Raw genomic sequence first — 15,338 nt, 5'->3', positions numbered from 1 at the left:
CCCGCCGCGACCCGGCCCTACGGAGGATACTTCGACCACATCGCCGACACACTCTCCGCCGCACTCGACGCAAACGGGGGGCCGGGTTTCGACGAGGCCATCGAGAAGGTGGAGATCCACGCCGGGGAGATGACGATGTACGTCGTCGCCCGACATCTGGCCGTCATCGCACTGACGCTGCGCAACCACGAGGCGCTGCGCTTCGAATTGTGCTTGGGCGTCAACGGGGTTCACTATCCCGACGACACCGGCCGCGAACTCCACGCGGTGTATCCGCTGGCGTCGATCACCCACAATCGGCGGCTGCGGCTGGAGGTGGCGGTCCCCGACGCCGACCCGCACATCCCGAGCTTGTGCGAGATCTACCCGACCAACGACTGGCACGAACGCGAGACCTTCGACTTCTTCGGCATCGTCTTCGACGGCCACCGCGCGCTCACCCGGATCTCGATGCCCGACGACTGGGTGGGTCACCCCCAGCGCAAGGACTACCCGCTGGGCGGGGTTCCGGTGGAGTACAAGGGAACCCAGGTTGCACCCCCAGATCGCCGGAGGTCGTACTCATGACCGATCTCGACCCGCGGCCGAGTCACGCCGCTCGGCCCGAACACACCTACACCGTCTCCGGCCAGGATTGGGACGAGATCGTCGCCGAGGTGTCGGCGCGCGCCGCCGCCAACTCCGGCGAGGAGCGGATCGTGGTGAACATGGGTCCGCAGCACCCGTCCACGCACGGGGTGCTGCGGCTGATCCTGGAGATCGAGGGCGAGACGGTCACCGAGGCACGATGCGGAATCGGGTACCTGCACACCGGGATCGAGAAAAACCTGGAGTACCGCAACTGGATTCAGGGCGTCACCTTCGTCACCCGCATGGATTATCTCTCACCGTTCTTCAACGAGACGGCCTACTGCCTGGCGGTGGAGAAGCTCCTGGGCATCACCGAGGCCATCCCCGAGCGCGCCTCGGTCATCCGGGTGATGCTCATGGAGCTCAACCGGATCACCTCCCACCTTGTCGCCCTGGCCACCGGCGGTATGGAACTCGGTGCGGTGACCGCGATGTTCTCCGGTTTCGGTATCCGCGAACAGATTCTCGATATCTTCGAGCTCGTCACCGGCCTACGGATGAACCACGCCTTCATCCGGCCCGGTGGAGTGGCCACCGACCTCCCCGACGGCGCAGTGGAGCAGATCGCCGCGATCGTCGCCGGCCTGCCCGAGCAACTGGCCAAACTCTCGGACCTGTTGACCGACAACTACATCTGGAAAGCGCGCACCTGCGACGTCGGTTTCCTCGACCTCACCGGGTGCATGGCGCTCGGCATCACCGGCCCCGTCCTGCGATCCACCGGCCTCCCGCACGACGTCCGCAAGACCGAGCCCTACTGCGGGTACGAGGACTACGACTTCGACGTGATCACCGAGACCACCTGTGACTCCTACGGGCGCTATGTGATTCGCGTGCGAGAGATGAGTGAGTCGGTGCGGATCGTCGAACAGTGCCTGGCACGGCTGCGGCCCGGACCCGTGATGGTGACCGACGCGAACATCGCCTGGCCCGCCGATCTCGCGCTCGGACCCGACGGACTCGGCAACTCCCCCGCCCACATCGCCGAGATCATGGGCGAATCCATGGAGTCGCTGATCCACCACTTCAAACTCGTCACCGAGGGTATGCGGGTGCCACCGGGCCAGTGTTATGTGGCGATCGAATCGCCGCGCGGTGAGCTGGGTGTCCACATGGTCTCCGACGGCGGAACCCGGCCCTACCGAGTGCATTTCCGCGATCCGTCGTTCACCAACCTGCAGGCCGTGGCGGCGATGTGCGAGGGCGGCATGGTCGCCGACGTGATCACCGCCGTGGCCAGCATCGACCCGGTGATGGGAGGCGTGGACCGATGAGCGAACCGGTGTACCTCGAACTGGGAATCGACGGGCCGCCACCCGAACCCGCGCCGGCCGAACCCGCCGCGTGCGTCGCACGCCCGCACGGACCGATCGAATTCGACGGTCCGGCAACCTATCCCGATGACGTCGCCGATCGTCTGCGACAGGCTGCCGCCCCGATCGTCGCGCGTTACCCGCAGTCCCGATCGGCGCTGCTACCCTTGCTGCACCTGATGCAGTCCCAGGACGGACACCTCACCCGCGCCGGTATCGCACTGTGCGCCGAGATCCTCGACCTCACCGACGCCCAGGTCGCCGCGGTGGCCACCTTCTACTCGATGTTCCGCCGCACGCCCACCGGCGAGTACCTGATCGGTGTGTGCACCAACACCCTCTGTGGGGTCCTCGGCGGTGACGAGATCCTACGCACGGTGTGTGAACACCTCGGTGTCGCACCCGGTGAGACCACGGAAGATCACCGCATCACCGTCGAGCACCTCGAATGCAACGCGGCCTGCGATCTCGCCCCGGTGGTGATGGTCAACTGGGAGTTCTTCGATCAGCAGACCACGGAGTCGGTCGTCGAGCTCGTCGAGGACCTGCGGGCCGGGGTCGAGGTGACGCCCAGTCGTGGTGATCGGGCGGTGGCCGGATTCCGGGACACCGCAGCCGTATTGGCCGGAGTCGTTGAGGTCGCGTCCCCCACCGCAGGTGATGCCGGGGCCGGTGATGGCGCGGCCACCGAGTATCCGGTCGAGGACGAGCCCGCAGCGCCTCCGGTCCTGTCGCGGCACTGGGCGGAGCCGGACTCGTGGACCCTGGACAACTATCTGCGCCACAACGGATATCGCGGTCTGCGGGCCGCGCTGGACATGGCTCCCGACGCCGTCATCGAGGCGGTCAAGTCGGCGGGATTGCGCGGGCGCGGCGGGGCGGGTTTCCCGGTGGGACTGAAATGGTCGTTCATCCCGCAGAACAAAGGAGACGACCCGAATCCGGACGCGCCACCACACTATCTGGTGGTCAACGCCGACGAGTCCGAGCCGGGCACCTGCAAGGACATGCCGTTGATGCTCGCGTCTCCGCACGCCCTCGTGGAGGGGGCGATCATCGCGGCGTACGCGATCCGGGCACGCCACGCCTTCATCTACCTGCGCGGTGAGGTCGTCGGAGTGCTGCGTCGCCTGCGTCAGGCCGTCGACGAGGCCTACACCGCAGGCTATCTGGGGCGTGACGTCCTCGGATCGGGAGTCGACATCGACCTCGTGGTGCACGCCGGCGCCGGCGCCTACATCTGCGGTGAGGAAACGGCATTGCTCGATTCGCTCGAGGGGCGTCGCGGGCAGCCCCGACTACGGCCGCCGTTCCCCGCGGTCGCCGGCCTGTACGCGAGTCCGACCGTGGTCAACAACGTCGAATCGATCGCCAGCGTCCCGGCGATCCTGCGCAACGGCATCGACTGGTTCCGCGCCATGGGCACCGAGAAATCGCCGGGATTCACCCTGTACTCGCTGTCGGGACACGTCAACCATCCCGGCCAATACGAGGCTCCCCTCGGGATCACGTTGCGGCAGTTACTCGATCGGGCCGGTGGCGTCCGCGACGGGCACCACCTCAAGTTCTGGACGCCGGGCGGATCGTCGACACCGATGCTCACCGCCGACCATCTCGACGTACCGCTGGACTACGAGGGCGTCGCCGAGGCCGGATCGATGTTGGGTACCAAGGCCTTACAGATCTTCGACGAGACCACGTGCGTGGTACGGGCGGTACTGCGCTGGACCGAGTTCTACGCACACGAGTCATGCGGCAAGTGCACACCGTGCCGGGAGGGCACCTACTGGCTGGTGCAACAGCTACGCGCCATCGAGTCCGGCGACCTCGACGCCGACGAGATGTCCGCGGCACTCGCGGTCCTCGCCGACGTCACCAACAGCATCGTCGGGAAGTCGTTCTGCGCACTCGGCGACGGCGCCGGAAGCCCGATCGTCTCGGCGCTCAAGTACTTCCGGGACGAGTTTCTCGCCCACACCCGCCCCGGGTCGGGTCCGGATGCGCGCGGGCGCTGTCCGTTCGATCCCGCCGCGTCGACCGTCTTCACCGACCACCGCACGCTGTACGTCCCGGGAGCGAGCCTATGACCGCACTGTCCGACCGGCCCTCGTCCGCCGAACCCGTCGAACTCGTCACCGCGACCATCGACGGCACCGAGGTCCGGGTACCCCCCGGCACCTTGGTGATCCGGGCTGCCGAACGGGTGGGCATCCAGATTCCCCGGTTCTGCGATCACCCGTTGCTCGCCCCGGTCGGTGCGTGCCGGCAGTGTCTCGTCGAGGTCGAGGGGCAGCGCAAACCGCTCGCCTCATGCACCACCACGGTCACCGAGGGCATGGAGGTCCGCACCCAACTCGGCTCGGAGATCGCCGAGAAGGCCCAGCGCGGGGTGATGGAACTGCTGCTCATCAACCATCCGCTGGACTGCCCGATCTGCGACAAGGGCGGTGAATGCCCGCTGCAGAACCAGGCGATGACCGCCGGGCGTCCGCGCTCGCGGTTCACCGGACCCAAACGCACCTACACCAAACCGGTTCCGCTGTCCTCGGCGGTGCTGCTCGACCGGGAGCGGTGCGTGCTGTGCGCCCGCTGCACCCGCTTCGCCGACCAGATCGCCGGCGACCCGCTCATCGACCTCGCCGATCGTGGTGCGCTGCAACAGGTCAGCACCGCCGACGGAACCCCGTTTGACTCGTACTTCTCCGGCAACACCGTGCAGATCTGTCCCGTCGGTGCGCTGACCGGTACCGCCTACCGCTTCCGCGCCCGGCCGTTCGATCTGGTGTCCACCCCGAGCGCCTGCGAACACTGTGCGAGCGGCTGCGCCCAGCGCACCGACCATCGGCGTGGAAAGGTGTTGCGGCGCCTGGCCGCCGACGATCCCGCGGTCAACGAGGAGTGGAACTGCGACAAGGGACGCTGGGCGTTCGCCTACACCGCCGGCGCCGATCGGCTCACCACTCCGCTGGTCCGGGACCGGCACGGACAGCTGCGGGAGGTGTCGTGGGCGCAGGCGTTGCGCGCCGCCGCCGACGGACTGCAGGCCGCCCGGGGACGTACCGGAGTCCTCACCGGCGGCCGGATCACCGCCGAGGACGCCTACGCCTACGTCCGGTTCGCGCGAACCGTTCTCGGCACCAACGACATCGATTTCCGCTCCCGGCCGCACAGCGCCGAGGAGACCGCCTTCCTCACCCGCCACGTCGCCGCCCGCGCCGACGACCTCACCTACGACGCACTGGTCGCGGCGCCAACCGTGCTGCTCGCCGGATTCGAGCCGGAGGAGGAGTCACCGATCGTCTTCCTGCGACTGCGTCGCGCGGTGCGCACCACCGGCACCCGGGTCCACGCGATCGCGCCGTGGCGTAGTCCCGGCATCGAAAAGCTGAACGGCACAGTACTTCCCACCGTTCCCGGCGCCGAGGCCGCGGTACTCGATGACGACTCCACCGCGGCGCTGCTCGGGGACTCGGGATCGGTCATCATCGTCGGCGAACGTCTCGCGAGCGCGCGTGGCGCCCTCTCGGCGGCGGTACGGCTCGCCGAAAAGACCGGCGCACGGCTGGTGTGGATTCCGCGTCGGGCCGGCGATCGCGGAGCGGTGGAGGTCGGCGCGCTGCCGACCCTGCTGCCCGGCGGCCGACCGGTCACCGATGCCACCGCACGACTCCAGGTCGCCGGACTCTGGCAGGCGCGCGATCTCCCGTCCATCCCCGGGCGCGACAGCGGTGAGATCCTCTCCGCCGCAACGACCGGACGCCTCGACGCGCTGCTCGTCGGCGGCGTCGATCCGGCCGATCTCCCCGACCCCGCCGCGGCGATCGCCGCCCTCGACGCGGTGGGATTCCTGGTGAGCCTGGAGATCCGGACATCGGCGGTGACCGAACGCGCCGACGTGGTGCTGCCGGTCGCGGCGGCCACGGAGAAGGCAGGGATGTTCCTCGACTGGGAGGGCCGGGCACGCCCGTTCCCGGCCGCCCTCGCCGACACCGGGCGTTTGTCGGATCATCGGGTCCTCGACGCGCTGGCGCAGGCGGCGGGTGTCTCGCTGGACTGCCGCGAGATCACCGATATTCGAGCACAATTGGGCCGCCTCGGGCCGTGGACGGGCCCTCGACCGGAGATACCGGTACCCCCGGTGTCGGCGGCCCGCACACCCGGCCCCGGTGAGGCGGTGCTGTCGACCTGGCATCTGCTGCTCGACGACGGCCGACTCCAGGACGGCGAGCCGTATCTCGCCGGCACCGCGCACCCATCGGTGGCACGGTGCTCGGCGGCCACGGCGAGCGCTGCCGGACTCACCGACGGACACGACGTCGAACTGAGTACCGACTCGGGCACACTGACCCTTCCACTGCTGATCACCGACATGGTCGACGGCGTGGTGTGGGTGCCCACCTATTCGGTGTCCTCGCATGTCCGTTCGCAGCTGCATGCAGAATCCGGCGACGTCGTCGCCGTCCGTCCGGCGGAAGGGCAGTCGTGAACCTGGCAGCCACCGACTATCCCGATCTCGCCGACTTCGGTCACGACCCGTGGTGGCTCGTGCTCATCAAGGCGGTGGCGGTCTTCGCCTTTCTGGTGGCCAATCCACTCGTCGCGATCCTGGCCGAACGAAAGATCATGGCCCGCATGCAAGCCCGGCTCGGCCCGAATCGGGTCGGTCCGCACGGGATGCTGCAGAGCATGGCCGACGGTGTGAAACTCGCACTGAAGGAGGGCATCACACCGTTCGGCGTCGACAAGGTCCTCTACCTGGTCGCACCCGTCATCGCCGTGGTCCCGGCGATCATGGCGTTCGCGGTGATCCCGTTCGGCCCGATGGTGTCGGTGTTCGGCCACCACACCCCGCTGCAACTGACCGACCTGCCCGTCGGGGTGCTGTTCATCCTGGCGATGGCGTCGATCGGGGTCTACGGAATCGTGTTGGCCGGGTGGTCCTCCGGGTCCACCTATCCCCTGCTCGGCGGACTGCGCTCGACCGCACAGGTCATCTCCTATGAGATCGCGATGGGCCTGACCTTCGCCGCGGTGTTCCTCGACTCGGGCACCATGTCGACCTCGGAGATCGTGGCCGGACAACACAACTACTGGTACGGCCTGGTGTTGCTCCCGTCCTTCGTCATCTACGCGGTGTCCATGGTCGGCGAGACCAACCGTGCGCCCTTCGACCTCCCCGAGGCCGAGGGCGAACTCGTCGGTGGCTTCCACACCGAGTACTCCTCACTGAAGTTCGCGATGTTCATGCTCGCCGAATACATCAACATGGTGACCGTGTCGGCACTGGCCACCACGCTGTTCCTCGGCGGCTGGCAGGCGCCGTGGCCGCTGAGTCTTTGGGACGGAGCCAATTCCGGCTGGTGGCCGATCCTGTGGTTCACCCTCAAGGTCTGGGTCTTCATGTTCGTCTTCATCTGGTTGCGCACCAGCCTGCCGCGTCTGCGCTACGACCAGTTCATGAACCTCGGCTGGAAGGTCCTCATCCCGGTGTCCTTGACCTGGGTGATGATCGTCGCGCTGATCCGCGCCGCATTCGGTTCGGCGAGTGACACGGTGCCACGAGCGTTGGTGTCGGCGGCCGTCGGGCTGGTGGTGACCCTCCTGTTGTTCTGGCTCGTCCGGCGCGTCGTGCGCCCGGCACCGCACACCCCGGTACCCGACACCCCCGCGCCCCGAAGCGCGATCCCGTTCGACCCGATGGCCGGCGGCTTCCCGGTACCGCCCCTACCCGGCCAACTCCCCGCGAAGGAGACCACCGATGCCTGACTTCCTCAAGCCCCCCAAATCCTTGAGCGGCATGGGTGTGACGTTCTCGTCGATGTTCGCACCGACGGTGACCGAGCAGTACCCCGAGGAGAAGAAGCCCACCGCACCGCGCTATCACGGTCGGCACCAACTCAATCGGCACCCCGACGGTCTCGAGAAGTGCGTGGGCTGCGAACTCTGCGCATGGGCCTGCCCGGCCGACGCCATCTTCGTCGAGGGCGCCGACAACACCGACGAGCAGCGCTATTCGCCGGGCGAACGCTACGGCCGCGTCTACCAGATCAACTACCTCCGGTGCATCGGCTGCGGCCTGTGCATCGAAGCCTGCCCCACCCGGGCATTGACGATGACCAACGACTACGAGCTCGCCGACGACAACCGCGCCGACCTCATCTACGAGAAGCAGCAGTTGCTCGCGCCATTACCGGCGGGCACCGCGCCGACACCGCACGATGTCAGCGCCGCGGCCGCAGCCGGGACCGCACCACGAGAGGCCGACTACTACCTGGGACGCGTGGGCCCCGACGGTACCGTGACCGGCCGGACCGCCGACACTGAGACCACCAGCGCCGTGACCACCAGCACCGGGACCACCAGCGCCGAGGTCGTACCGTGAGTGCCTCGACAGTCGTGGCGCAATCGGGTGCGGCACTGACCGATGCGGTGCTCGCCGACGCCGCCCGCACCTCCACCGGTGAGGCGGTGCAGTTCTGGATTCTCGGCGTCGTGGCCGTCGCCGGCGCGTTGGGGGTGGTCTTCGCCACCAAGGCCGTGTATTCGGCGATGTTCCTGGCCACCACGATGATCGTGCTCGCCGTCTTCTACGTCGCGCAGGGCGCCCTGTTCCTCGGCGTCGTGCAGGTCGTGGTCTACACCGGCGCGGTGATGATGTTGTTCTTGTTCGTGCTCATGCTGATTGGCGTGGACTCGTCGGATTCCCTGGTCGAAACGCTACGCGGGCAACGGGTTGCCGCGGTGGTGTTGGGAATCGGGTTCGGCGCGTTGTTGTGTGGCGGTATCGGTGCGGCGACCGTCGCGATCACCGCACCGCCGGGCGCGGTGGCAGCCCGGCCACCGGGGAGCAACGGAGCCGTCGAGGCCATCGCCGAACTGATCTTCGTGCGCTACCTGTGGGCGTTCGAACTCACCGGCGCCCTGCTGATCACGGCGACGCTGGGCGCGATGGTGCTGGCGCACCGAGAACGCTTCGGGCCGAAGCGGACCCAGCGGGAGATCTCCATCGAGCGGTTCCGCAGGGGCGTCGACGTCACACCGCTGCCGAGTCCGGGAGTCTTCGCCCGGCACAACGCCGTCGACATCCCCGCCCTGCTGCCCGACGGCACCCCGTCGGAGTTGTCGGTCAACGCACGATTGCGCGCCCGACAACCGGATCGGGGGACGGCGAAGTGAATCCCGAGAACTACCTGTATCTCTCGGCCCTGCTGTTCGCCATCGGTGCGGCCGGGGTGTTGTTGCGGCGCAACGCGATCGTCGTGTTCATGTGTGTCGAGCTGATGCTCAACGCGGCGAACCTGTCGTTCGTGACCTTCGCGCGCATGCAGAGCAGCGTCGACGGGCAGGTGATCGCGTTCTTCACGATGGTGGTCGCGGCCGCCGAGGTGGTCGTCGGACTCGCGATCATCATGATGATCTTCCGATCCCGACGCAGCGCCTCGGTCGACGACGCTGCCCTGCTGCGGAGATAGGGACGGCCGGGAGATGAGGAGGGCGGCATGAGCACCGACACATCGGCGAGCATTCTCTGGGTTGTTCCCGCGCTGCCGCTATTGGGTGCGGCCGTCCTGCTGCTGGCGGGCAGGCGCACCGACCGCTGGGGGCACTATCTCGCATGCGTGCTGGCCGCCGCATCGTTCTGCGTCGGCGTCGCGCTGTTCGTCGGGATGCTCGGCCGGAACACCGCCGACCGTCCCGTACACCAGGTGCTGTTCACGTGGCTGCACATCACCCCGGCCGGCACCGGCAGCGGCGGCTTGAGCGTCGACATGGGGCTCTACCTCGATCAGCTGTCGATGTGCTTCGTGCTGTTGATCACCGGCGTCGGCACCCTGATCCACATCTATTCGATCGGCTACATGGTCTCGGATCCCGATCGTCGCCGATTCTTCGCCTACCTCAACCTGTTCCTCGCCGCGATGCTCGTGCTGGTACTCGCCGACTCCTACCTCGGCCTCTATCTCGGTTGGGAGGGAGTCGGTCTCGCGTCCTACCTGCTGATCGGGTTCTGGCAGCAGCGGCCCTCGGCGGCGACCGCCGCGAAGAAGGCGTTCGTGGTGAACCGCGTCGGCGACATCGGGTTGGCGGTCGCGCTGATGGTCATGTTCGCGACCTTCGGATCGGTCTCGTTCTCCACCGTGTTCGCCGGCGCCGACGCCGCCGGACACGCCACCATGACCGCATTGGGTTTCCTGCTGTTGCTCGCCGCGTGCGGCAAATCCGCCCAGGTACCGTTGCAATCGTGGCTCGGTGACGCGATGGAGGGCCCGACGCCGGTGTCGGCGCTCATCCATGCGGCGACCATGGTGACCGCAGGCGTCTATCTGATCGCCCGTTCGCACGCGATCTTCGACGTCGCCCCCGACGCCCGTCTGGCCGTGGCGGTCGTCGGAGCGGTGACACTGCTGTTCGGCGCGATCATCGGTTGCGCCAAGGACGACATCAAGAAGGCACTGGCCGCCTCCACGATGAGCCAGATCGGATACATGGTGCTGGCCGCCGGATTGGGGCCGGCCGGTTACGCATTCGCGATCATGCATCTGCTCACCCATGGATTCTTCAAGGCCGGGTTGTTCCTCGGGGCGGGCTCGGTGATGCACGCGATGAACGACGAGACCGACATGCGCCGATTCGGCGGGCTGCGCACACTCATGCCGATCACCTTCGTCACCTTCGGGCTCGGGTATCTGGCATTGATCGGGGTACCCCCGTTCTCGGGATTCTTCTCCAAGGACCCGATCATCGAGGCGGCCTTCGGCGCCGGCGGTGCACGGGGCGTACTCCTCGGTGGGGCCGCGCTGCTCGGCGCGGGCATCACCGCCTTCTACATGACCCGCATCATGCTGATGACCTTCTTCGGCGAGAAGCGTTGGGCGCCAGAGGCACACCCGCACGAGGCGCCGGCCACGATGACCGGACCGATGGTCCTGCTCGCGCTCGGATCGGTCGCCGCGGGCGGGTTGTTGGTCAGCGGCGACGCACTGGTGCACTGGCTGACACCGGTGGTCGGCGAGCATCACAGCGAGCTGCCGGTGCCCACCTGGGTCGTGACGGTGGGTGTCCTGGTCGTGGTCGCGGCGGGTATCGGTGTCGCGTGGGCGCGATACGCCCGGGCTCCGATCCCGCTGACGGCACCGCGCGAGGTCACCGCACTGACGGTCGCGGCACGCCGCGACCTCTACGGCGATGCGTTCAACGAGCGCGTGTTGATGCGACCCGGCCAGGCACTGGCACGAGGTCTCGACGTCCTCGAATCCGAGGGTGTCGACGGCGCCGGGGTCGGCGTCGGCACCTTGGTCACCGCATCGTCGAATCGAATACGGCTGTGGCAGAGCGGTTTCGTCCGATCATATGCGCTGTCGATGCTGGCCGGGGCGACCGTCGTGGTGGCCGCGCTGATGCTGGTCAGGGGGGTGTAGACGATGGGCTGGTTGACGATCCTCTGGCTGATCCCGGCGGTGGTCGCCGTCGGTGTGCTCGCGATCCCGGCGCAGCGCCCCGATCTCGCGAAGTGGGCGGGTCTGCTCGGCACGGTGGCCGCGCTGGCGGTGTCGGTCGGGCTCACGATCGGTTTCGATCCCGACGGCCCCCGCTATCAGTTCGTCACCGACGTGCGGTGGATCCCGTCCTTCGGCGCGCGCTACGAACTGGGTCTCGACGGCATCGGGCTGGTCCTGATCCTGCTCACCACCGTGCTCATGCCGATTCTCGTGCTGGCCGGCTGGCGTGACGCCGATCATGCAGGCTCCCTGGACCATTCGGGCGGTCGCCGGCAGAAGGGCCCACACACCTACTTCGCGTTGATGCTGGCGGTCGAGGCGATGGTGCTGATGAGCTTCGTCGCCACCGACGTCCTGCTGTTCTACATCGTGTTCGAGGCCATGCTGATCCCGATGTACTTCCTCATCGGCGGTTTCGGCAGCGGTGGCACGCAGGCCGCCGCCGCGGTGAAGTTCTTGTTGTACAACCTGTTCGGTGGGCTGCTGATGCTCGCGGCGGTGATCGGGCTGTACGTGGTGACCGCACGCTCGGGAATCGGCGCCGACGGCCGCGGCACCTTCAGTCTCCCGGCGATCTCCGACGCGGTGGCCGGCGGACGCCTCGACGCGAGCACCGGGGTACTGGCATTGCTGTTCGGCGGCTTCATGATCGCCTTCGCGATCAAGGCCCCGCTGTGGCCGTTCCACTCGTGGCTCCCCGATTCGGCGGTCGCGGCCACCCCGGCGTCGGCGGTGCTGATGATGGCCGTCGTCGACAAGGTCGGCACCTTCGCGATGCTGCGATTCTGTCTGCAGCTGTTCCCCGAGGCATCGAAAACCTTTGCCCCACTGATCATCGCGCTGTCGGTGATCGGTATCGTCTACGGCGCGATCCTGGCCATCGCACAAACCGACATGATGCGGTTGATCGCCTACACCTCGATCTCGCACTTCGGTTTCATCATCCTCGGCGTGTTCGCCATGACCAGCGAGTCCCAGAGCGGTGCGACCCTTTACATGGTCAATCACGGAATCTCCACCGCGGCACTGTTCTTGATCGCCGGGTTCCTCGTCTCGCGGCGTGGTAGCCGCCTGATCGCCGACTACGGTGGCATCGCGAAGGTCGCGCCGGTCCTCGCCGGCACCTTCCTCGTCGCCGGGCTGGCCACCCTGTCACTTCCCGGGCTGTCGCCGTTCATCAGCGAATTCCTGGTGTTCATCGGAACTTTCACCCGGTACCCGGTGGCCGCGATCGCGGCGTCGAGCGCGTTGGTCCTGTCCGCCATCTACATTCTCTGGCTCTATCAACGCGTGATGGGTGGCCCGCCGACACCGGTGGAGGGTCCCGGCGCCGCCCGTCGGACGATGCCTGATCTACACGGCCGCGAACGTCTCGTCGTGGCACCGCTGCTCGCCCTGCTGCTCGTCTTCGGGTTCTTCCCGCAGCCACTGCTGAATCTGATCACCCCCACGGTCTCGCACACGCTGACCACCGTGGGACGCGACGACCCGGCACCGGCCGTGGTGGTCCAGAACAACGGAGGTGGCAAGTGATGGCGGCACACGTGACCACTGCGCACGAAATCACGGCGACGCTGGCCGCGATCGCCCCGCCCCACGTCGAATACTCTCTGCTGTCACCGATGTTGATCGTCTTCGGCGTCGGCGTCATCGGGGTGCTGGTCGAGGCGTTCGCGCCGCGGGCCGGCCGGTGGCGCGCCCAACTGGTGCTGTCGACGGCGGGGCTGGTGGCCGCGCTGATCGCGGTCATCGTGCTGGCCGTCCATCTCACCGACGACGGTGGTCAGGGACGGACCGCGGTGTCCGGGGCGGTGGTGCTCGATCGGCCCGCACTGTTCCTGCAGGGGCTGTTGCTGGTGATCTCCGTGCTCGCCGTGGCGTTCATGGCCGAGCGCGGACTCGAACGGGTCGTGGCACCGTCGACGCGCTTGGTGAAACACCCCGCCGGACGACGTCGGGTCAGTGATGGGCCGGGGGCGGCAGCACAGGCCACGCTGACCGGCGACCGCGCCGACATGTTCACGCCGTCGGGAGCGAGTACCCCGAATTCCGACGACGAATTCGACGCGACCCGAGCCGGTGGCGTGACCACCGAGGTCTTTCCGCTGACCCTGCTCGCGGTCGGCGGGATGATGCTGTTCGTCGCATGCGGTGATCTGCTCACCATGTTCATCGCGCTCGAGGTGTTCTCGCTGCCGCTATACCTGTTGTGCGCCCTGGCCCGGCGCCGCCGCCTGCTCTCCCAGGAGGCATCCCTCAAATATTTTCTGCTGGGCGCCTTCTCGTCGGCGTTCTTCCTGTTCGGCGCCGCCTTCGTCTACGGCGGCACCGGCTCGCTGGACCTGACGGTCATCGGGATCAGTGTCGATCGCGCCGCCGCCGGAACGTCGGGTGAGGTACTGCTCCCGCTGATCGGGTTGGCGTTGCTCTCGGTGGGGTTGCTGTTCAAGATCGGCGCGGTGCCGTTCCATTCGTGGGTCCCCGACGTCTATCAGGGCGCACCCACGCCGGTGACCGCGTTCATGGCCGCGGCCACCAAGATTGCTGCGTTCGGCGCGCTGCTGCGGGTTTTCTACACGAGCTTCGGTGCGCTCGCCGACGATTGGAAACCGGTGTTGTGGGCGGTGGCGATCGTCACCATGCTCGGCGGTGCGGTGATGGCGGTGACCCAGTCCGACGTCAAACGCCTGCTCGCCTACTCCTCGGTGACACACACCGGGTTTATTTTGTTGGGGCTCATCGCCTTTGACGAAGCGGGCGTCAGCGCCACCCTGTTCTATCTGGCCGCGTACGCCTTCTCGACGTTCGGTGCGTTCGCCACGGTCTCGGTGGTTCGCGAGCCGACGACGTTCACCGGGTCGGCCCGCACCGGCGGCGCCACCGGAGCGCACCTGTCCGGACGCGAGGCCACCGGCATCGATCAGTGGGCCGGTCTCGGGCGGCGCTATCCGCTTGTGGGAGCAATGTTTTCGATGTTCCTGCTGGCGTTCGCCGGCATTCCGTTGACGAGTGGCTTCATCGCGAAATTCGATGTGTTCGCCGCGGTCTCGGGTAGCGGCGGTTCGGTGCTGGTGGTGATCGGTGTGATCAGCAGCGCCATCGCGGCGTACTTCTACATCCGCATCATCGTGGCGATGTTCTTCTCCGACGTTCCCGTCGACGCCCCGCATGTGGTGCGGCCCAGCGCATTGACGACCACGTCCATCGCCTTGTGCACGGCGGTCACGATCGTGCTCGGGTTCTTCCCACAACCACTCCTCGACCTCGTCGGTGGAGCCGGATCGTTCCTGTGAGTCAGGCGAACAGCGGCACCGTCGTGCCCGGTTCGGCTCCGTAGCGGTCGACGATCTTGTTCAGTTCGCTCTGCATGTAGAAGGTGTGCAGACCGAAGACGAAGCCGAGTACCCAGCACAGCAACGGATTACACGTCTCGGGCAGCCCGGCGCAGCGCTGGGCCTCACGGATGCGCTTGCCGGTGTTGTGGAAGCTGATGATCGGGGCGATGACCGTCCAACTGAGGAAGATGATCACCAACAGTGGCCCGACCGCCGAGATCTCCTTGCGCCGATCGAAGGCGGCCATCTCCTTGTTGATCTTGTAGTACCAGACCAGCGAGTAGATCCCGAGGGTGATCAGCGGCAGGCCGATCCACACCGCAATCGGGTTGCGCTTCTTCATCGCCTCGCCGTCGGCGACGGGGCGTCCGGTCGGAACTTGTCCGCCCGGTGCCGGAGGTTGCGCGTCCGACCGTGCCGGCAGCCCAGGCTGTCCGGGTGGTATTTGCGGACCGCGTTGGTCATGCCTGCCGGAATACGGCTCGTGCGGACGCTGCCCCATCCCGGGTTGCGCGACGGGGCGCGGCGGACCGGCGGGCGGCACGGGCGGGGCCCCGTGC

12 protein-coding genes are annotated in these 15,338 nt (G+C 67.4%); 11 read left to right on the top strand and 1 reads right to left on the bottom strand.

Annotation, left to right across the window (positions count from 1 at the left end):
* From B1964_RS01860 to nuoN, 11 genes are all read left to right on the top strand, one after another.
* Positions 1-567, top strand: a 567-nt coding sequence (locus B1964_RS01860; protein ID WP_079928583.1) for an NADH-quinone oxidoreductase subunit C, incomplete at its 5' end; no start/stop codon positions are given.
* Complete coding sequence (locus tag B1964_RS01855) at positions 564-1,904, top strand: NADH-quinone oxidoreductase subunit D (RefSeq protein WP_079928582.1); 1,341 nt, start codon at positions 564-566, stop codon at positions 1,902-1,904. The genes B1964_RS01860 and B1964_RS01855, both read left to right, overlap by 4 nt.
* Positions 1,901-4,030, top strand: coding sequence for an NADH-quinone oxidoreductase subunit NuoF (gene nuoF / locus B1964_RS01850; RefSeq protein ID WP_079928581.1), 2,130 nt, complete (start codon positions 1,901-1,903; stop codon positions 4,028-4,030). Before B1964_RS01855 ends, nuoF begins: the two co-directional genes overlap by 4 nt.
* Positions 4,027-6,429 (top strand): NADH-quinone oxidoreductase subunit G, encoded by a 2,403-nt coding sequence (locus B1964_RS01845; protein WP_079928580.1) that lies wholly within the window; start codon positions 4,027-4,029, stop codon positions 6,427-6,429. Before nuoF ends, B1964_RS01845 begins: the two co-directional genes overlap by 4 nt.
* A complete protein-coding gene (gene nuoH, locus B1964_RS01840; RefSeq protein WP_020173167.1) occupies positions 6,426-7,709 on the top strand; it encodes an NADH-quinone oxidoreductase subunit NuoH in 1,284 nt (427 codons plus the stop codon). Before B1964_RS01845 ends, nuoH begins: the two co-directional genes overlap by 4 nt.
* On the top strand, positions 7,702-8,325 hold the full coding sequence (gene nuoI, locus B1964_RS01835; RefSeq protein ID WP_079928579.1) for an NADH-quinone oxidoreductase subunit NuoI: 624 nt from the start codon (positions 7,702-7,704) through the stop codon (positions 8,323-8,325). The genes nuoH and nuoI overlap by 8 nt, the downstream gene beginning before the upstream one ends.
* A gap of 14 nt (positions 8,326-8,339) precedes the next feature.
* Entirely contained in the window at positions 8,340-9,119 is a 780-nt protein-coding gene (locus tag B1964_RS01830) for an NADH-quinone oxidoreductase subunit J (protein WP_079928578.1), read from the top strand.
* Positions 9,116-9,415, top strand: coding sequence for an NADH-quinone oxidoreductase subunit NuoK (nuoK, locus tag B1964_RS01825; protein ID WP_006371695.1), 300 nt, complete (start codon positions 9,116-9,118; stop codon positions 9,413-9,415). Before B1964_RS01830 ends, nuoK begins: the two co-directional genes overlap by 4 nt.
* A gap of 27 nt (positions 9,416-9,442) precedes the next feature.
* Complete coding sequence (nuoL, locus tag B1964_RS01820; protein ID WP_079928577.1) at positions 9,443-11,362, top strand: NADH-quinone oxidoreductase subunit L; 1,920 nt, start codon at positions 9,443-9,445, stop codon at positions 11,360-11,362.
* A 3-nt stretch (positions 11,363-11,365) separates the two neighbouring features.
* A complete protein-coding gene (locus B1964_RS01815; RefSeq protein WP_079928576.1) occupies positions 11,366-12,976 on the top strand; it encodes an NADH-quinone oxidoreductase subunit M in 1,611 nt (536 codons plus the stop codon).
* On the top strand, positions 12,976-14,736 hold the full coding sequence (gene nuoN / locus B1964_RS01810) for an NADH-quinone oxidoreductase subunit NuoN (protein WP_079928575.1): 1,761 nt from the start codon (positions 12,976-12,978) through the stop codon (positions 14,734-14,736). The genes B1964_RS01815 and nuoN overlap by 1 nt, the downstream gene beginning before the upstream one ends.
* Before the next feature lies 1 nt (position 14,737).
* Here nuoN and B1964_RS01805 read toward each other — a convergent pair.
* Positions 14,738-15,338: DUF4234 domain-containing protein (locus B1964_RS01805; protein ID WP_253193850.1), on the bottom strand; the 601-nt coding region annotated here is incomplete at its 5' end.

Origin of the sequence: Gordonia sp. i37, from assembly GCF_002043085.1 — a bacterium.
Lineage (GTDB): Bacteria > Actinomycetota > Actinomycetes > Mycobacteriales > Mycobacteriaceae > Gordonia > Gordonia polyisoprenivorans.
This window is presented reverse-complemented; position numbering and strand designations above follow the sequence as displayed.

Coding starts and splice junctions, on each gene's coding strand:
- B1964_RS01855 (WP_079928582.1), top strand. CDS start 564: ATGACCGATCTCGACCCGCGGCCGAGTCACGCCGCTCGGCCCGAACAC.
- B1964_RS01845 (WP_079928580.1), top strand. CDS start 4,027: ATGACCGCACTGTCCGACCGGCCCTCGTCCGCCGAACCCGTCGAACTC.
- nuoF (WP_079928581.1), top strand. CDS start 1,901: ATGAGCGAACCGGTGTACCTCGAACTGGGAATCGACGGGCCGCCACCC.
- nuoL (WP_079928577.1), top strand. CDS start 9,443: ATGAGCACCGACACATCGGCGAGCATTCTCTGGGTTGTTCCCGCGCTG.
- nuoN (WP_079928575.1), top strand. CDS start 12,976: ATGGCGGCACACGTGACCACTGCGCACGAAATCACGGCGACGCTGGCC.
- B1964_RS01815 (WP_079928576.1), top strand. CDS start 11,366: ATGGGCTGGTTGACGATCCTCTGGCTGATCCCGGCGGTGGTCGCCGTC.
- nuoI (WP_079928579.1), top strand. CDS start 7,702: ATGCCTGACTTCCTCAAGCCCCCCAAATCCTTGAGCGGCATGGGTGTG.